At 62.9% G+C, this 18,034-nt stretch carries 18 protein-coding genes; 8 read left to right on the forward strand and 10 right to left on the reverse strand.

What is annotated here, in order from left to right; translation table 11 throughout:
• Positions 1 to 72 precede the first annotated feature (72 nt).
• From C5J26_RS01890 to treZ, 5 genes are all read right to left on the reverse strand, one after another.
• On the reverse strand, positions 73 to 357 hold the full coding sequence (locus C5J26_RS01890; RefSeq protein WP_046635001.1) for a hypothetical protein: 285 nt from the start codon (positions 355 to 357) through the stop codon (positions 73 to 75).
• The gene (locus C5J26_RS01895) at positions 354 to 1,682 is read right to left on the reverse strand and encodes an NAD(P)/FAD-dependent oxidoreductase (RefSeq protein WP_245441033.1); all 1,329 of its coding nucleotides are present in this window, start codon (positions 1,680 to 1,682) and stop codon (positions 354 to 356) included. Before C5J26_RS01895 ends, C5J26_RS01890 begins: the two co-directional genes overlap by 4 nt.
• Before the next feature lie 116 nt (positions 1,683 to 1,798).
• The gene (locus tag C5J26_RS32495; protein WP_172724267.1) at positions 1,799 to 1,972 is read right to left on the reverse strand and encodes a hypothetical protein; all 174 of its coding nucleotides are present in this window, start codon (positions 1,970 to 1,972) and stop codon (positions 1,799 to 1,801) included.
• 156 nt (positions 1,973 to 2,128) lie between these two features.
• Entirely contained in the window at positions 2,129 to 4,672 is a 2,544-nt protein-coding gene (gene treY / locus C5J26_RS01900; protein ID WP_105400282.1) for a malto-oligosyltrehalose synthase, read from the reverse strand.
• Positions 4,669 to 6,480, reverse strand: coding sequence for a malto-oligosyltrehalose trehalohydrolase (gene treZ / locus C5J26_RS01905; protein ID WP_245441035.1), 1,812 nt, complete (start codon positions 6,478 to 6,480; stop codon positions 4,669 to 4,671). The genes treY and treZ overlap by 4 nt, the downstream gene beginning before the upstream one ends.
• A gap of 186 nt (positions 6,481 to 6,666) precedes the next feature.
• Between treZ and C5J26_RS01910 the strand changes: the two genes are divergently transcribed.
• The 6 genes from C5J26_RS01910 to lpdA all read left to right on the forward strand — a co-directional run bounded on the left by C5J26_RS01910 (position 6,667) and on the right by lpdA (position 13,795).
• Positions 6,667 to 7,797 (forward strand): acyl-CoA dehydrogenase family protein, encoded by a 1,131-nt coding sequence (locus C5J26_RS01910; RefSeq protein ID WP_105400284.1) that lies wholly within the window; start codon positions 6,667 to 6,669, stop codon positions 7,795 to 7,797.
• Positions 7,798 to 7,807: 10 nt separating this feature from the next.
• Positions 7,808 to 8,575, forward strand: coding sequence for an SDR family NAD(P)-dependent oxidoreductase (locus tag C5J26_RS01915; protein WP_105400285.1), 768 nt, complete (start codon positions 7,808 to 7,810; stop codon positions 8,573 to 8,575).
• A gap of 38 nt (positions 8,576 to 8,613) precedes the next feature.
• Positions 8,614 to 9,846: a 3-methyl-2-oxobutanoate dehydrogenase (2-methylpropanoyl-transferring) subunit alpha gene (locus C5J26_RS01920; RefSeq protein ID WP_105400286.1), complete on the forward strand. Its 1,233-nt coding sequence runs from the start codon at positions 8,614 to 8,616 to the stop codon at positions 9,844 to 9,846.
• A 214-nt stretch (positions 9,847 to 10,060) separates the two neighbouring features.
• Positions 10,061 to 11,074: an alpha-ketoacid dehydrogenase subunit beta gene (locus C5J26_RS01925; RefSeq protein WP_105400287.1), complete on the forward strand. Its 1,014-nt coding sequence runs from the start codon at positions 10,061 to 10,063 to the stop codon at positions 11,072 to 11,074.
• Positions 11,075 to 11,077: 3 nt separating this feature from the next.
• Entirely contained in the window at positions 11,078 to 12,382 is a 1,305-nt protein-coding gene (locus C5J26_RS01930; protein WP_105400288.1) for a dihydrolipoamide acetyltransferase family protein, read from the forward strand.
• A 15-nt stretch (positions 12,383 to 12,397) separates the two neighbouring features.
• Complete coding sequence (lpdA, locus tag C5J26_RS01935; protein WP_105400289.1) at positions 12,398 to 13,795, forward strand: dihydrolipoyl dehydrogenase; 1,398 nt, start codon at positions 12,398 to 12,400, stop codon at positions 13,793 to 13,795.
• A gap of 209 nt (positions 13,796 to 14,004) precedes the next feature.
• Here the strand turns inward: lpdA and C5J26_RS01940 are convergent, their stop codons facing one another.
• The 3 genes from C5J26_RS01940 to C5J26_RS01950 form a co-directional block, all read right to left on the reverse strand.
• Positions 14,005 to 14,691: a metallophosphoesterase gene (locus C5J26_RS01940; RefSeq protein ID WP_105400896.1), complete on the reverse strand. Its 687-nt coding sequence runs from the start codon at positions 14,689 to 14,691 to the stop codon at positions 14,005 to 14,007.
• Positions 14,692 to 14,798: 107 nt separating this feature from the next.
• Positions 14,799 to 15,668 carry a nucleotidyltransferase family protein gene (locus C5J26_RS01945; protein ID WP_245441036.1) on the reverse strand — a complete coding sequence of 290 codons (870 nt, stop codon included), beginning with the start codon at positions 15,666 to 15,668 and terminating at the stop codon, positions 14,799 to 14,801.
• Between the two features lie 112 nt (positions 15,669 to 15,780).
• Positions 15,781 to 16,038: a hypothetical protein gene (locus C5J26_RS01950; protein WP_105400290.1), complete on the reverse strand. Its 258-nt coding sequence runs from the start codon at positions 16,036 to 16,038 to the stop codon at positions 15,781 to 15,783.
• Between the two features lie 142 nt (positions 16,039 to 16,180).
• Here C5J26_RS01950 and C5J26_RS01955 point away from each other — a divergent pair, with 142 nt between their 5' ends.
• The gene (locus tag C5J26_RS01955) at positions 16,181 to 16,369 is read left to right on the forward strand and encodes a DUF3008 family protein (protein WP_105400291.1); all 189 of its coding nucleotides are present in this window, start codon (positions 16,181 to 16,183) and stop codon (positions 16,367 to 16,369) included.
• A gap of 111 nt (positions 16,370 to 16,480) precedes the next feature.
• Entirely contained in the window at positions 16,481 to 16,711 is a 231-nt protein-coding gene (locus tag C5J26_RS01960) for a hypothetical protein (protein WP_105400292.1), read from the forward strand.
• A gap of 289 nt (positions 16,712 to 17,000) precedes the next feature.
• On the opposite strand, the gene hutX is transcribed toward C5J26_RS01960, so the two are convergent.
• The gene (gene hutX, locus C5J26_RS01965; RefSeq protein WP_105400293.1) at positions 17,001 to 17,519 is read right to left on the reverse strand and encodes a heme utilization cystosolic carrier protein HutX; all 519 of its coding nucleotides are present in this window, start codon (positions 17,517 to 17,519) and stop codon (positions 17,001 to 17,003) included.
• 8 nt (positions 17,520 to 17,527) lie between these two features.
• Entirely contained in the window at positions 17,528 to 17,875 is a 348-nt protein-coding gene (locus C5J26_RS01970; protein WP_046635025.1) for an antibiotic biosynthesis monooxygenase, read from the reverse strand.
• Positions 17,876 to 18,034: the final 159 nt, after the last annotated feature.

The following is an 18,034-nucleotide window of genomic DNA, read 5'->3' on the forward strand; positions in this document are numbered from 1 at the left end:
AAGCTCTCCTCCCACGAAAACAGCGGCGGCGTGGGCTCCACGCCGCCGTTCATGTTTGGCGGGTACATTTTCTCAGGTGCGGCGGCCGACTTCCCGGGCCAGGTCCTCGAAACAGATTTTGGTGCCTTGCTCGCTCGCCTCGTTTGCCAGAAGCAGGAGGCGGATCGGAAAAGCGATCGCCTTCTGATGGGACGTCGACACGGCGAGCGGCTTGTCGTCGGCAAGCACGGTGCGTTCGGCCACCTGCAGGGCGCTCTGAATGTCGGCATGGGAGACGACACCCTTTTCGACCAAAAGCCGGTTGATTGCGGCAACGGCGAGATAGAGGCCTTCGAGCTGCGGATTGGCGGTGTTCATGTCTCTGTCCTTTGCGTGGAAGACGGAACCGATGTGGCGGCGTTTTCATCGATCAGCCGCGCTCCGCGCTGCTGGGTCAGGTAACGCCAGATCCATTGTACGCTAACTAGCAGGCGTTTTTCAAAATTGACGAGCAGGTAGACGTGGACGAGCGCCCAGAGGAACCAGGCGACCCGACCTTTGAGCGTCCATTTGCCAAAATCGAAGATCGCGGCATTGCGGCCGATGACGGCGGTGTTGCCGCGATTCTTGAACCGGAACGGCTGCGGCGCCTTGCCGTCGAGCAGTCTCGCCCGCAGGGCTTCGCCGAGGTATTGCCCCTGCTGCTTGGCGACCTGGGCAAGGGCGGGTAGCGGCTTGCCGTCCTTCGCAAGACCCAGCGCCGTATCGCCGAGCGCGAAGATATCCGGAAAGCCGGTGATGGAGAGGTCCGGTTCGACCGGGATACGGCCGCCCGCCTTGCCCTCGATGCCGAGCCATTTGGCCGAAGGCGACGCCTTGACGCCGGCACCCCAGATGACGCAGCCGGTTCTGATCCGCTGCGAGCCGGCGACGACCTCGTCCTTGGTGACGGATTCGACCATTAGATTGGTCATCACCTCGACGCCCGCTTTTTCGAGGGCTTTCATGGCGTATTGGGTGAGATTGTCGGGGAAGGCCGCAAGGATCTTCGGGCCGGCTTCGATGAGGATGACCCGCATGTGATCCGGCTCGAGCTTGCGGAAATCGCGGGTGATCATGAAGTGGCCGAGCTCGGCGATCGCGCCGGCCATTTCGACGCCAGTCGGACCGCCGCCGATGATGACGCTGGTGAGCAGCGCCTTTTTTTCTTCCGGATCATGGGAAAGCTCGGCCTTCTCGAAGGCGAGCAGCAGGCGTTGGCGGATCAGCCTTGCTTCGTGGATGGTCTTCAAGCCCGGCGCCCAGGCGCGCCAGTCGTCATGGCCGAAATAGTTGTAGTCCGAGCCGGTGGCGATGACGAGGCGGTCGTAAGGGACCGAGGTGCCGTTATCGAGCATCACGGTCCTGGCAGCCGCATCGACGCCGGTGACTTCAGCCAGCATGACGTTGATGTTCCTGAAGCGCCCCAGCGTGCGGCGGATCGGTTCCGATATGTCGGCGGGAGACAGTGCGGCGGTCGCGACCTGATAGAGCAGCGGCTGGAAAAGGTTGTGGTTGCGCCGGTCGATGACGGTCACATCAATGGGGCTGTTGCCGAGCGCTCCGGCCGTCGCAAGCCCGCCGAAACCGGCGCCGACGATGACGACGCGTGGTGGTTTTGTTTCTCCGCCCGTCATGTCGTTCTTCAAAGTTTCGTCGGCCATATTGCCCCACCCTTTTGGCGGGGCAAGGCCCCGCTTGACGCTCGTTCAACCCACGCCAGGCGCGTTTGTTCCAGCCATGTTTCACCGGAACCTTTTACGCCTGTCGCCGTTCAATTTCACGACATCAAAAGGAGAAAGTCATGAACAGCATCGTTTGGTTGGTCGGCGCGGTCGTCATCGTCATCGCCGTTCTGAATCTCGTTGGGTTTGCTTGATTTATTGAATGGAATCAAACGGAAGCCTTGCTTCCACCTGTAGGGAACTGAAAAGGAGACAGTCATGAACAGCATCGTATGGCTCGTTGGGGCCGTCGTTATCGTTCTCGCCGTCCTGTCCTTCATCGGCATAGGCTGATCGGTGAGAAGCAAGGCTGAAGGATATCGAAAAGGCGCCGTCCGTTTTAGGATCGGCGCCTTTTCCTTGTGAGGCTCTTTGACGTAGCGGCACTATTCCGCCAGCAGAAGCGCGAAGGGGTGGTCGCCGAACGCCCAGTTGACGGCGATGCGATCCTTGGGATCGACGACCTTGCCGGTGCAGACATCGCGATAGCGGCGGTGTCCCAGCCTTTCGGGCAGGGTTATCTCCGTTTCCGCCCAGCGTTCCGACCGGGACGGAGCAAGGCCCGCATGCAGCGCACTGAACACCAGCCGCGGGGCGATAACGATGAAGGCGTCGTCCATGTCGGCGCGGGCGAAGGCGATGACGTTGTCGGCGCGCTTCCCCGACGCTCCGAGAGGCAGGTATTCCCCCCGCCGGAACAGGGTCGGCGCCTCCTGGCGAACGCGCAGCAGGGTGGCAATGACGTGCTGCTTCAGCCGGCCGGTCTGCCATTCGTCTTCCTCGGCGGAGGCAAGCTTTTCCTTCTCCGTCAACCGTTGCTGCAGCCTGTCGAAATCCGGCTCGCGGCGGTTGTCCGGATCGACGAGGCTGAGGTCGAGGCCTTCGCTGCCCTGATAGATGTCGGGTACGCCCGGCGCCGTCAGCTTGATGATCGTCTGGGTGATGCTGTTCACCAGGCCCGCACGGATGAAGGGGCGCAAGGTATCGGTAAAGTCGGTCAGGAAGGCTTGGTTGCCAGGTGACAGAAGCGTGCGGGCGTACTCCAGGACCGCCTTCTCGTAGGTCTCATTGGGATCGCCCCAATTGGTGCGCAGCTTCGCCTCGCGCAGTGCCTTTTTGACATAGCCGAGGAAACGCGTCTCCAGCGCCTTGAGGCCTGCCGCGTCTTCCGTGTGGAGATCATCCGGCCAGGCGCCGGCGAGCGCCTGGTAGAGCATCCATTCGACCGCAGGTTCCGGAGCGGGGCCGTCGTCCAGCGCGCGGACGGCTTGGCTGTTGATCCTGCGCCAGCGATCCACGCCATCGGCCCACAGATCAGGGGCTTCGGTGATCGCATAAAGTCGGGCGCGGGCATCCTCGCCGCGCTTGGTATCGTGGGTCGAGGTGCCAGACAGCGCGTCGGGCTGTCTTTCCAGCCGCACCTGCATTTCCGCGTGGAAGCGATCGAGCGAGAAGCTGCGGGGCAGCGGATCGGCTCCGACCTCGTTGAGCGCCAGCGCCATATGCTGCCGGAAGAACAGTGTATCTTCCACGGATTTCGCCATCAGCGGGCCGGTAAGCTGCTGGAACCGGGTGCGGAAGATCGACGCCTGGCTGGCCGCCGCCTGTTCGACATCGCCGATCAGGATGCGTTCGAGGAAGGCGAGCGCCGTATCCGCCGGCGGGTTCGGGCCGTTGCGCACCTTGTCGAGAACCTTTGCCAGCATCTCCCGGCCCTCGGACGGAATGCCCTCCCGCGTGCCATAGGTGCGGTAGACCGGGAAGGCGACGAGCAGTTCCCGAAGCGCCGATTTTACCGCCGCCTCCGACAGAGCGGATTCGCGGTCCTCCGTAGGCTGGATCTGCATGGCGATATTCAGCAGCGTTGAGACCTCGCCGGCGAAATTATTGTCGGCCATCAGGAGCTTTGCGGCGCGCAGTTCGGCTTCCGTGTCGACCGGTTGGCCGGTCATCCTTTCATAGGCGCTGCGCAGTTCGTCCAGCTTGCGGCCGTCGACCAGGGCGTCGCTGACGGCTGAGATGAACTCATAGCCGGTCGTGCCGGAGATCGGCCAGTCTGCCGGGATCTGTTCGCCTTCTCCGAGGATCTTTTCGACGGTGATATAGCAATCCGGCCCGGCCTCGTGTCGAAGGCGGTCGAGATACCCCTTCGGGTCGGCGAGGCCGTCGACGTGATCGACGCGCAAGCCGTCCACCTTGCCGTCATGGACGAGTTCGAGGATCAGCCGGTGGGTATCGTCAAATACGGCGCCATCCTCGACCCGCACGCCGGCAAGCCCGGTAATCTCGAAGAAGCGGCGATAGGAGAGTTCGCGCGGTGCATCCCGCCAAGACATCAGCCGGTAGGGCTGCTGGCGGTGCAGTCTGGCAATCGCGGCGCGATCGGTGATCTTCAGCACTTCCGTCTCGCGGCCGGCGTAACTCGCCGGGGCCAGCGGATAAGACGTGTCGTAATAGGCGAAGGCCGGTTTGCCGGTTTTCGGATCGGTTTTGAGGGAAATTTCCCCGGCTTCCAGCACCTTCTCGAATGTGTTGCCGAGGAAGGGCAATGTGAGACGTCTGGTCCAGTCGATATCGAGATGGCGGGCATATCGGCTCATCTCGCCGTTTTCGACGACATCGCGCCACCAGGGGTTTTCAAGCGACGCGGCCATGTGGTTCGGGACGATGTCGAGGATCAGGCCGAGACCCTCGGCCTTCAACGCCTTCACCATGCGTTCGAAACCGTCGCGGCCGCCGATCGCGGGGTCGATCTCATTGGCGTCGGTCACGTCGTAGCCGTGGGTGGAGCCGGTCGTGGCGGTGAAGATGGGGGAGGCGTAGAGGTGGCTGATGCCGAGCCGCTTCAGATAGGGCACCAGTTCGCTGGCGCGATCGAAGGTCATGCCGTTGCGGAACTGGATGCGGTAGGTGGCGGTCGGGATCATCATGCGGCGTCTCCGACCGCTTCGAAACGGACGAGTACGGAGTTGGGGGGCAGGTCCTTCGCCTGTTCTGGCCACGCAAAGATCACCCTGCCGGGCATGTCCGGCAGTGCCTGCACCTTTTCACCGAGGTTGAGCGCCATCGAGAGCGTGCCTTTTGGAAAAGTCCACGATACGGCAAGGAAACCCTTGTCCGTTTTCACCACCTTGCCGGAGCGACCGCCTGCGGAGCCCAGCAGGGGCATCACGATCTCCCGCCGCAGCTTCAGCAACGTCCTGGTAAACTCCAGCCAGTCCTTGCCGTCCGCCGATTCCAGCTTCTTCCAATCGAGCCTGCAGGCATCGAAGGTCTTTTTGGCATTGGGGTCGGGGACCGTTTCGCCCTCGTGGCCGGCATGGCCTTCGAACTCCTTGCGGCGTCCGTCCCGCACGGCCTTGGCAAGATCGCCATGGAAATCGGTGAAGAACAGGAAGGGGTTGGTCTCGCCATATTCCTCACCCATGAAGAGAAGCGGGATATGCGGCGAGAGAAGCAGCATGGCGAGCAGTGCCTTCACCTTGTCGGGACCGCCAAGCTCGATCAGCCTCTCCCCCTGGGCGCGGTTGCCGACCTGGTCGTGGTTCTGGATGAAATCCACGAAGGCGACCGGCGGCTGATCGAGGCTGGACACGCCGCGCTTTTTACCGGTCTGCGGCGAGACTTCGCCCTGATAGGCGAAACCTTCCGCCAGCACCCGCGCCACCAGCTTTTCCGGCGCCTTGGCGAAGTCCTTGTAATAGGCATGCGTCTCGCCGGTCGCTAGGACATGGGCGGCGTTGTGGAGGTCGTCGTTCCATTCGGCGGTGAAGAGGGGCGTCTTGGCGTCCTCGTCGCGGGGATGCAGGAACGTGACGTTGCGGCTGTCCTCCGTGGTCAGGTGGATGGCGCGTTCGGGGATTTCGGCGCGGATGCGCTCGGCGATCTCGATCAGCACGTGTCTGTCGGACAGGTCGTTGATCTGGTCGATGGCATCGAAACGCAATCCGTCGAGATGGAATTCTTCCAGCCAATAGAGCGCGCATTCCGTGATGTAGCGCCGCACCGGCTCGACGTCATAGGCGATTGCGGCGCCCCAGGGCGTCATGTTCTCCTTGTGGAAGAAGGCGGGTGCCAGAAGCGGCAGATAATTGCCCTCCGGGCCGAAATGGTTAAGCACGATATCGAGAACCAACGTCAGCCCGTGACCATGGGCGGCATCGATAAAGGCCTTGAAATCCTCAGGCGGGCCGTAGGCGGCATGAGGCGCATAGAGGAGCACGCCGTCATAACCCCAGCCGCGGTTCCCGCCGAAATGGGCGACGGGCATGACCTCGATCATGGTGATGCCGAGGTCTGCCAGATGGGGGAGCTTGGCGATCGCGGCGCGGAACGTGCCTTCTTCCGTAAACGTGCCGATATGGATTTCGTAGACGACCGTTTCTTCCCAGGGCCGGCCCTGCCATTCCGGATGCCGCCAGGTGTAGCTGGTCGGGTCGATCACCAGCGACGGGCCGTTGACGCTGTCCTTCTGGCCGCGCGAGGCGGGGTCGGGCACGACCATGCCATCGGCGAGGACATAGGCATATTCGGCGCCGGGGGTGATGCCGGTGGCGAGCAGCTCGAACCAGCCATCGTCGCTGCGGCTCATCTCGGTATCTTCGCCGTTCAGCCTCAGCGCCACGGTCTCCTGGCCGGGTGCCCAGAGCCGGAACCGCACCTCGCCGGCGGCGACATATTCGGCTCCCCATGTCTTTGGAAACGCGCGAAACTCGGTGGCGGCATTCAATTCCGGCATGCTGACCAGCCCCTGGTTGAGAGAGACCGGCAAACGGTCGAAGAGGCTTCGAGTTCCATTGTGGGGCATAGGCGCAATAAAATTGCGCGTCGGGGTAACAAATAACAAGTTCAAAGGAGTAGTCGCCGACCCGGTTCGGTCCTAATTTAGCACTCATGCAAGCGGTTTCGGGGAGGAGATCAGTGCATGCTGACTGAGGAAGAAGAGCTTATCCGCTCGACTGCCGCGGAGTTTTCCCGGGAGGTCCTGAAACCCGGAGCTGCTGCGCGCGACAAGTCGCACGCGATCGAGCCGGACGTTCTGAAACAACTCGGTGAGCTCGGGTTTCTCGGCATGCGAACGGCGGAGGAATGGGGCGGCGTCGGCTGTTCCTATGTCGCCTATGCCTGTGCGCTGATGGAGATCGCTGCCGGTGACGGCGCGGTCTCGACGCTGGTCAGCGTCCACAATTCGCCAGTCTGCTCCCTCCTCGATATGCATGCTTCCAACGAGCAGAAGGAACGGTTTCTCAGGCCGCTCGCCGAAGGCCGTCATATCGGCGCCTTCGCGTTGACCGAGGCCGATACCGGTTCGGACGCGGCGGCAATCCGCACCCGCGCCATGAGGGACGGCAGCGACTATGTCGTTAACGGCTCGAAGATGTTCATCACGTCCGGCAAGATCGCCGGCACGGTGATCATCTTTGCGGTCACCGATCCAAGCGCCGGAAAACGCGGCATCTCCGCCTTCGTCACCTCGACGGATGTGCCTGGATTTTCGATTTCCAAGATCGAGGACAAGCTCGGCCAGAAGGCGTCGGATACCGCGGCGCTGATGTTCGACAACCTGCGCATTCCGGAAAGCCAGCGGATCGGGGCGGAAGGCGCCGGTTTGAAGATCGCGCTGTCCGGGCTGGAGGCGGGCCGGATCGGCATCGCCGCGCAGTGCGTCGGCATGGCGCAGGCGGCGTTCGACGTGGCGCTGACCTATGCCAAGGAGCGCAAGACCTTCGGGAAGCTGCTGCTCGACCACCAGGCGGTCGCCTTCCGGCTGGCAGATGCGAAGACGCAGATCGAGGCGGCTAAGCAACTGGTCCTGCATGCCGCGCGGCTGAAGGATCGCGGCGAGCCCTGCCTGGACGAGGCCTGCATGGCGAAACTGTTCGCCTCCGAAATGGCGGAGAAGGTCTGCTCGGCGGCGATCCAGACACTCGGGGGCTACGGCTACATTTCCGATTTTCCTGTCGAGCGCATCTATCGCGATGTCCGCGTCTGCCAGATCTACGAGGGCACGTCCGACATCCAGAAGATCATTATCGCCCGCGGCCTGGCGAACTGAGGAGAACAGGATGCGGATCGAAGGCGGAAATTTTCTGGTGACCGGTGCCGCTTCCGGCCTTGGGCTCGCGACAGCTAAAATGCTTGTCGAAGCCGGCGGTTGCGTGGCTTTGCTCGACCTCGATGAGACGAACGGTCGGGCAAGAGCCGACGAGCTCGGCAAGGGCACAATCTTCGTGAAGACCGATGTCCGCCATGGTGAGGCGGTCGAAAATGCGGTTGCCAAGGCGGAGGCCGCCAACGGACCGATCCGGGGCGCCGTCTGCTGCGCCGGGATCGCGCCGTCGGAAAAGGTGCTCGGCAGAGAAGGCGTCCATGCGCTCGAAAATTTTGCCCGCGCGCTGGAGATCAACACGATCGGCACGTTCAATGTGATCCGGCTGGCGGCGCAGGCGATCGCCCGGGTCGAGCCGAACGAGGAGGGCGAGCGCGGCGTGCTTGTCGCCACGGCTTCCGTTGCCGCCTATGACGGGCAGATCGGCCAGGCAGCGTATTCCGCCTCCAAGGCGGCGGTGGCCGGCATGACGCTGCCGATCGCCCGCGAGCTTGCCCGTGACGGCATCCGCATGATGACGATCGCGCCCGGCATTTTCGAAACGCCGATGATGGCCGGGTTTTCCGACGAGGTGCGTGCTTCGCTGGGCAAATCGGTGCCGTTTCCGCCGCGGCTCGGACGGCCGGCGGAATTTGCCCGGCTGGTGCGCGACATTATCGAAAACCCGATGCTGAACGGCGAAGTGATCCGCCTCGACGGAGCGCTCAGGATGGCGCCGCGTTGAACGACAGATTTTGATCGGTTCTTTGGGAGGAGAAACGAATGACGGATGGACAGAGACTGAGCCTGCATGTGCCGGAGCCGGAAGTGCGGCCGGGCGGCAAGCCGGATTTCTCCAACGTGCCGATCCCGAAGGCGGGCTCGGTGCGGCGTCCGGAGGTGGATGTCGATCCGAAGGAGATTCGCGACCTCGCCTATTCGATCATCCGCGTGCTCGACCGCGAGGGAGAGGCGGTCGGTCCCTGGGCCGGGTCGCTGACCGACGAAGAACTGATGGAGGGCCTCAAGCACATGATGCTGCTGCGAGTCTTCGACAGCCGCATGCTGATGGCGCAGCGGCAGGGCAAGACGTCCTTCTACATGCAGCATCTCGGCGAGGAGGCGGTCTCCTGCGCCTTCCGCAAGGCGCTTCTCCCGGGCGACATGAACTTTCCGACCTATCGTCAGGCCGGCCTGTTGATCGCCGGCGGCTATCCGATGGTCGAGATGATGAACCAGATCTATTCCAACGATGCCGATCCCCTGAAGGGCCGTCAGTTGCCGATCATGTATTCGGCCAAGGACTACGGCTTCTTCACGATCTCGGGTAATCTCGCCACGCAATATGTGCAGGCCGTCGGCTGGGCCATGGCGTCGGCAATCAAGAACGACACGAAGATCGCCGCCGCCTGGATCGGCGACGGATCGACGGCGGAGTCGGACTTTCATTCGGCGCTGGTCTTTGCCTCCACCTACCGGGCGCCTGTCGTCCTCAATGTCGTCAACAACCAGTGGGCCATCTCGACCTTCCAGGGCGTCGCCCGCGGCGGATCGGGCACCTTTGCCGCCCGAGGCCTCGGGTACGGCCTGCCGTCGCTGCGCGTCGACGGCAACGACTATCTCGCCGTGCACGCGGTCGCCAAGTGGGCGGCGGAGCGGGCTCGGCGCAATATCGGCCCGACGCTGGTCGAATACGTCACCTACCGCGTCGGCGCGCATTCCACTTCAGACGATCCTTCCGCCTATCGTCCGAAGGAGGAGTCCGAGGCCTGGCCGCTCGGCGACCCGGTCATCCGGCTGAAGAACCACCTGATCCGCATCGGCACCTGGAGCGAGGAACGCCATCGCCAGATGGAAGCGGAAATTCGCGACACGGTCGTCGCTGCCCAGAAGGAGGCGGAGCGCCACGGCACGCTGCATTCCGGTGGGAGGCCGTCGATGCGGGACATGTTCGAAGGAGTCTACGCGGAAATGCCGCCGCATCTAAAGCGGCAGCGGCAGCAGGCGGGGGTGTGAGGATGAAAGAGCTAAGTCTTCGATCGCGGCTCCCCCTCATCCGCCTGCCGGCACCTTCTCCCCGCTGGGGAGAAGAGGATATGCCGCGAGGTTTCCGATCCTCCTCTCCCCAGCGGGGAGAGGGTGGCCGAGCGAAGCGGAGGCCGGGTGAGGGGGCGGCTTGCTCCGACCTCGAGATCGCTTGCTCCGGCGTTCCAGCATCGGAGGCCCTCCCATGCCGCGCATGACGATGATCGAGGCGATCCGCAGCGCCATGGATGTCTCCATGGAGCGCGACGACGATGTGGTCGTGTTCGGCGAGGATGTCGGTTATTTCGGCGGCGTCTTTCGCGGCACCCAGGGGCTGCAGCAGAAATACGGCAAGACGCGCTGTTTCGACGCGCCGATCAACGAATCCGGCATCGTCGGCGTGGCGATCGGCATGGCGGCCTACGGGCTGAAACCCTGTGTCGAGATCCAGTTTGCCGATTACATGTATCCGGCCTACGACCAGCTGACCCAGGAAGCGGCGCGGCTGCGCTATCGCTCCAACGGCGATTTCACCTGCGGGATCACGGTGCGGATGCCGACCGGCGGCGGCATCTTTGGCGGGCAGACGCATAGCCAGAGCCCCGAGGCGCTGTTCACCCATGTCTGCGGCCTGCAGGTGGTGGTGCCGTCCAATCCTTATGACGCCAAGGGCCTGCTGATCGCCTCGATCGAAAACCCGGACCCGGTGATCTTCCTCGAGCCGAAGCGGCTCTATAACGGCCCGTTCGACGGTCATCACGATCGGCCGGTGACGTCTTGGGCCGGTCATCCGCTCGGCGAGGTGCCGGCCGAACATTACGTGGTGCCGCTCGGCAAGGCGGTGGTGCGGCGGCCTGGTTCGGCGGTGACCGTGCTCGCCTATGGCACGATGGTGCATGTGGCCGAAGCGACAGCCGAGGAGAGCGGCATCGACGCCGAGGTGATCGACCTGCGCACCCTGATGCCGCTCGACCTCGATACGATCGTCACTTCGGTGAAGAAAACCGGTCGCTGCATGGTGGTGCACGAGGCGACGCTTACCTCCGGCTTCGGCGCGGAACTGGCGGCGCTGGTGCAGGAGCATTGCTTCTACAACCTCGAAGCCCCGGTCACCCGGGTCGCTGGCTGGGATACGCCTTATCCGCATGCGCAGGAATGGGACTATTTCCCAGGCCCGGCCCGCGTCGGCCGGGCGCTGCGCGACATGATGGAGGCCTGAGACATGGCGGAAAAACTCATCAAGCTGCCGGACGTCGGCGAAGGCGTCGCGGAAGCGGAACTGGTCGAATGGCACGTCGACGTCGGCGACCTGGTCCACGAGGACATGGTGCTTGCGGCCGTGATGACCGGCAAGGCGACGGTCGAGATCCCATCGCCCGTGGAAGGCGAGGTGACCTTCCGGCACGGCGAGATCGGCGACATCATTGCAACCGGCACCGTCATCCTCAAGATCAGGACCATGGGCGAGGGCGCCGACGGTGAGGAGGAGCCGGAGATCGAGCTTCCGCTGTCCCAGCCCGAAGCCTTGTCCGTCGAACCGCAGAAGCAGTCCGACCCGGTAGTGGAAAGGCCGAAGCCTGCGCTGGAAACGGTGCCGCCAAGATCGGCCGTGCAACCCTCCGCGAGGAATGTCGGAGCCCCCCGCGCCGAGGGGGAAAAACCGCTGGCGCCGCCGGCCGTCCGTCTTCGGGCGAAGGATGCGGGCGTCGATCTCCGACAGGTGCCGGGCACCGGCCCGGCCGGCCGCATTACGCATGAGGATCTGGATCTGTTCCTCGACAGCCAGGGCGGCGGCGGGGGGGGCGCTGCCGGGCTGCAGCCGAACAAGGCGGTTCAGGAGGTTAAGGTCGTCGGCCTTCGCCGCCGCATCGCCGAGAAGATGGCGCTGTCGAAATCCCGCATCCCCCACATCACCTATGTGGAGGAGGTCGACATGACCGCGCTGGAAGAGCTGCGGACCCGCATGAACGGCACCCAGAAGCCCGGCCGGCCGAAACTCACTATCCTGCCCTTCCTGATGCGGGCGATGGTCAAGGCGATTGGCGAACAGCCGGGCATCAATGCGCTTTACGACGACGAGGCCGGCATCATCCGCCAATATGGCGGCGTGCATATCGGCATCGCGGCGCAGACGCCGTCGGGGCTCGTCGTGCCCGTGGTCAAACACGCTGAAGCGCGCGACATCTTCGACTGCGCCCGGGAAGTGGCACGCCTAAGCGATGCGGCCAAGAACGGCACGGCCTTGCGCGAGGAACTGTCCGGCTCGACGATTACCATCAGTTCGCTCGGCGCGATGGGCGGCATCGTCTCGACACCGGTCATCAACCATCCGGAAGTGGCGATCATCGGCGTCAATAAGCTTGCCGTCCGGCCGCATTGGGACGGGGCGCAATTCGTGCCGCGCAAGATGATGAACCTGTCCTCCAGCTTCGATCACCGGGTGATCGACGGCTGGGATGCCGCGACATTCGTACAGCGCTTGAAGGCGCTGATGGAAACGCCGGCGCTAATCTTCGTCGAGGAGTGAGGTGAGAGAAGAACAATGAAAGAGATCACCTGCAAGCTCCTCGTCCTCGGGGCCGGTCCGGGAGGCTATGTCTGCGCCATCCGGGCCGGCCAGTTGGGGATCGATACGGTCATCGTCGAAATGGCGAAACCGGGCGGCACCTGCCTCAACATCGGCTGCATCCCGTCCAAGGCGATCATCCACGCGGCTGACGATTTTGCAAAGACGGTCGCGATGGCGGCGGGCAAAAACGCGATGGGCATCCGCACCGACAATCCGGTTATCGATCTTGCCAAAACCATGGCCTGGAAGGACGGCATTACCGGCCGGCTGACGCTGGGCGTTGCCGGTCTCCTGAAGAAGGCCGGCGTCAAGATCGTCGTCGGCCGGGCGAAATTCCGGGACGGCAAGACCGTCGCGGTGGAAACCGAAACCGGCGAGCAGGTCATCCGTGCCGAAAACATCGTCATCGCCACAGGTTCGGCGCCGGTCGAATTGCCGATGCTGCCGTTCGCGGGCAAGGTCATTTCCTCGACCGGTGCACTGTCCCTGACCGAGGTGCCGGATAGGCTTGCGGTGGTCGGGGCCGGGTATATTGGCCTCGAACTTGGGCTCGCGTTTGCCAAGCTTGGAGCGAAGGTGACGATCGTCGAAGCGCTCGACCGCATCCTGCCGCTCTACGATACGCAGCTTACCCAGCCGGTCGCCAAGCGGCTCGCGGCTTTGGGCGTCGAGGTTCTGCTCGGCACCAAGGTCAAGGGCCTGTCTTCGAACGGCGAGGCGCTGATGGCAGAGACCGGCTCCGGCGAGGAGAAACGCATCGCGGCCGACAAGATCCTCGTCACGGTTGGCCGCAAGCCGGTGACCGAAGGCTGGGGCCGTGAAGAGCTGGAACTCGACATGGACGGCCGGTTCCTGAAGATCGACGAGCAGTGCCGCACCTCGATGCGCGGCATCTATGCGGTCGGCGACGTGACCGGCGAGCCTATGCTGGCGCACCGGGCAATGGCGCAGGGCGAGATGGTGGCCGAGATCGTCTCCGGCAAGCGCCGTTCCTGGGACAAGCGGGCCATCGCCGCCGTCTGCTTCACCGATCCGGAAATCGTTTCCGTGGGCCTGTCGCCGGACGAGGCGAAGGCGCAGGGCCGCGAGATCAAGGTCGGGCAGTTTCCGTTTGCCGCCAACGGAAGGGCGATGACGCTATCGGCAGAGGAAGGGTTCGTCCGCATCGTGGCGCGGGGGGACAACCACCTTGTGCTCGGCATCCAGGCGGTCGGGGCTGGAATCTCCGAACTCTCGGCTGCCTTCGGGCTGGCGATCGAGATGGGGGCGAGGCTGGAGGATATCGCCGGGACGATCCATGCGCATCCGACGCAGTCCGAGGCTTTTGCGGAGGCGGCGATGAAGGCACTGGGGCATGCGCTGCATATTTGAAGCGAAGGGTCTGCCCCTCATCCGCCCTGTCGGGCACCTTCTCCCCGCCTGCGGGGAGAAGGAAATTCGCGGCGCCGTTTTTCCTCTATCTCCGGCATTGCCCGAGCCAAGTTGATTGGCGCAGAGGGCGTGTCATATCCCTTCTCCTCGTTAGAACGGGGAGAAGGTGGCGGCAGCCGGATGAGGGGCTATCTCAACAAAGATGGTCCTTACAATTCCAGCAGCGCATACGGTTTGCCCGTAGGCTTCTCGATATGCGAGGCGACATTGTAGACCGGCGCGCCGCCAGGGGTCTTTCCATGATAGGTGCCGCGATGGGCATGGCCGTGGACCACGGCGGAGACCGGAAAACGGTCGATGGTTTCGGCAAGGCGCGACGAGCCGAGAAACGGGTAGATTTCCTCCGGCTCGCCGATCACGGTCTCGCGGATCGGTGCGTAGTGCAGAATGACCATGGCCCGCTCCGAGCGAACCTGGCGCAGCGCGTTTTCGAGCCGCATGGTTTCCTCGACGCTTTCGGTGACCATCGCCTTGATGGCCGGCTCGCCGAAGGACCCGAGCATGTGGCGGCCGAAACCGCCTGCGAAACCTTTGGCACCTGCAAAGCCTACGCCATTGATCTCGACGGCCTCGCCTTCCAGCAGGTGGATGCCGGCATCTTTCAGGATATGGGTGACCTCCTCGACGCAGCCGCATTCGTAATCGTGATTGCCGAGCACGCCGACGATCGGGATCGAGCAGGAGCGCAGGTCGGCGGCCAGTATTTCCGCCTCCTTCGGTTTGCCGAGATCGGTCAGATCGCCGGTCAGGACCAGGATATCGGCGGCTTGCGAAATCTCGCTGAAGAGCTCCCTGTAGGACGCCGAGCCGTGCTCCTTGATGTGGAGGTCGCCCATCGCGGCGATCCGCTGCTTGCCGTTCGCTTTCTTGGTGGATGCCTTGGTCGTGTCAGCCTTTTTTGTTTCCGTCTGGGCGGTGTCGCTCTTCGCGTCTGTCGCTTTGCTCACGCTAAGCCTCCTTGGGCCATTTCCTCTTCGACGCCGTCGCGAAGGTCACCTTCGCCGCCGACATCGGCGAAACCCCATTCCTTGACGTCGATCTCGAAATCCACGCGGCTGAACATGCGGCCGCGGCAGATCTTCATCTGCGGCAGCGGCAGTTCGCGCTGCGCCTTCAGGCGGTCGAGCAACTCGTCCAGGAGCCAGTCGGGGACCTTGTCGCGCTCGGTCGGGTAGATCCAGCGAAAATTCAGGAGGTGGATCAGCAGCACTTCCCAATGCACTTCCATATGGCTCAGCAGCCGTTCCCAATCGATCTGGTCATGGGCGCGCAGGATCATGTGGACGATATCGCCTCCGTCATAGCGGTGGCGGAGCTGCACGAAACATTTCGACCAGATGAGTTCAGTCGGCGCGATGATGCGCACCTTGTGGCCGTTCATCTCGATCTGGCGGGCGTTTTCGAACCAGGCATCGCTGATCGGCATGGTGCCGTTCGACGCGGCGAAGATGACATCGAAGAAGTGCCGGCCCTTTTTCACCTTGCCGAGCCAGCGGTCGTCCTCGACCTCGATATGATAACCCTTGTCCTTGAAATGGGCGAGGATGCGGGCGTAGTCGCCGGCCTTGCAGAAAATGTCGAGATCCTTCGTCTGACGGGTGATGCCCGTATAGGCACTGATGGCAAACGTGCCGGCCAGCAGGAACGGGATATGGCAGTTGGCGAGATCCTCGACCGCTTCGGCGACAAAGGCTTCGGAATCCGCGTCGGCAAGCGTCGGCGCAGCCTTCACCTCCATCCCCGGCATGGTGTCGACCGGATGGGTGGCCTTCTCCCTCGGCAGGTTCTGCGCGGCATTCGCTTCAGCATTCATCGAGAATCTCCAAATCTTCAACTCGCGCACCAAATCTTCAACTCGCGCAGAGGAACACCCGGGCATGCCCGGAGGTTCCGCTTCGAATTGTTTGCGAGATGTGGGAGGGGCGTCAGCGTTCGGGATTATCGGCATTGGCCATGGGGCTGGGGCGGCCGTCCGGCTGGTCCAAGTCCTCACGTTCGTCGAGGTCTTCCAGATCGGTTTCCACCATGTAGGTGTCCCCGGCGCCGAGACGAGAGGCTTCCTTGACCGCCTCCTGGTTGGTCATGTCCATCTGCGCGTGAAGCGCGTCTTCGGCGCGCTCCCGGCCATCCGTTTCAAAGCGTTCAGCTTCCTTGTCGTTGTCGATCTTGCGTTCGGCATCCATGGGATGTTCCTTTCATCAAGTTCGGGCCTGTTCCGGCAACGTCCTCTCCATCCAGAACACGCCGATGCCAGAGAGGTTCCGCCGGGCAGGGAACCAAGCATGAGCCTGCGGTGTTGGATGAGAAGTATAACAGGAGGCAGATATGCCAGCGAAATCCAAAGCACAGCAGAAGGCGGCCGGTGCCGCACTTGCTGCGAAACGCGGCGACATGAAGAAGAGCGAACTCAAGGGTGCTTCGAAGGGCATGGAGAAATCCATGAGCGAAAAGCAGCTCGAGGATTTCGCCTCGACCAAGCGCAAGGGCAAGCCGGATCACACCGCCCACCACTGACGGGATGCCGGTTTGCCTCGACGCCCAAATCTGGCTGCCGGTCCGAGACCGGAACTTCCCGGAAAGACGGACGTTCTTCGGAGCGCCCGCCTTTTCGTGGAGGAGAAAGCCATGCCGCCTGAAGAACTCGATGCCACGCTGACTGCCCTGCCGCTGAGGATCGGCGTCTACATTCCCGATGATTTGATGGAAGACTGGTTTGCGCCGGGAACGGGCATGAAGCCGGTGAGCGACGCGGCATTGAAGGCGGCCGAGGCCTATGGCCGCCGCTTCGAATGCGAATTCAAATATTATCCGGAGCGGATGGAAGGCGTTTTCTGGAAATGGGTGCCGGCCCTCTAGGCGGCTTTTAGGGCCGATGAGACCTGAAGATCGTTGAAGCGCGCCGCGCCGCTAAAAGATCGCTTGCCTCTCACAAGCGATCGGTCCGCCTATGGGCGCGGCGGCGCCTCTTTCTCATGACAACCACCTTCAAGGGCGGCACTTGGCTAAACGATCATCACGCAGCCAACCCACTCCGCAAGCCCTGCCACGGCCCCCAATGCAGGGGAAAACGAAAGGTTCCGCCCGGCAAGTGATTCGGACGGTTATTTTTCGCCCGAATCATCAAAACTCACAGAATCGCTGAGGCTCAGGCGTAACTGTCGCGAAGTGCTTCGAACTTCTGAAGCTGCTCGGCGATCAGTTCGCGCGCGGCATCCCGCTTGACGAAGACCTTGAACATCGCCGAACCCCTGGCATTCATGAACCAGACCGAGCAGGAGCGGCGGCCGTGGAAGGCGCGGTCGACGAAGGTCACGGAGGCGCAGTTCTCCTTCTTGATGTGACCGCCGATCGGGCTGTCGCCGTGGATGTTGAACCAGCCATGGCCTTCCGAACCCATCGGCAGGCTGCCTTCGGCTTCCAGCACGATGTCTTCGGTATGAACGATGAACAGGACTTCGCCCCAGGTGGTCATCTCGGCCCAGATATCCACAAACCTCTCCTTGTCGGCGATGACCGCCGCGCCCTTCGGCAGGATTTCGAGGATTTCGGCAGGCGTCACGTCGGCCTTGGCGGCGATCGCCTCGACGACGCCGTCGGGCTTCTCTGCCAACGCGGCGAGTGCCCGTTCGCGACGGTCCGGCTTGATTTCGGAAACGGCGTTCATCAGGAGCCTCAGGCTGCTACGTCGGCGCGTACGCCGTTCTTGTCTTCGTGAATGATCACTTCGAAACCTTCGAAATGCGGGCCTGACAGATATTCGACCTTGCCGCGGTTCTCGCCGGCCTTGGCATGGGCGGCGCGGAACTGTTCCGACTTCGTCCAGGCCTGGAAGTCCTCGAAGGTTTCCCAGACGGTATGGGATGCGTAGAGGGTGTGATCTTCAGCCTTGGGGCCTTTGAGCATGTGGAATTCGACATAACCGGGCAGCTCCGCGAGGCGGCCCTGGCGACCGCGCCAGATGGCCTCGAACGCTTCTTCATAGCCCGGCACGACGCGGAATCGGTTCATCGCGATATACATGGATAGTCCCTCACTTAAAGTTTCACTTTTGACTCAAGATATCTGCGGCCGGTCCCCTTGAAAAGCCTAAAAAACTTGCGTAGTCAACTCAAGTTATCGCCGCCGGCTAGGCGGACCTGAGGCCTGTTGCGCCTCGGTTTGGGCAGACAAGGAGCAGAG

It is taken from the genome of Neorhizobium sp. T7_12 (assembly GCF_002968535.1).
Taxonomy (GTDB): Bacteria; Pseudomonadota; Alphaproteobacteria; order Rhizobiales; family Rhizobiaceae; genus Neorhizobium; species Neorhizobium tomejilense.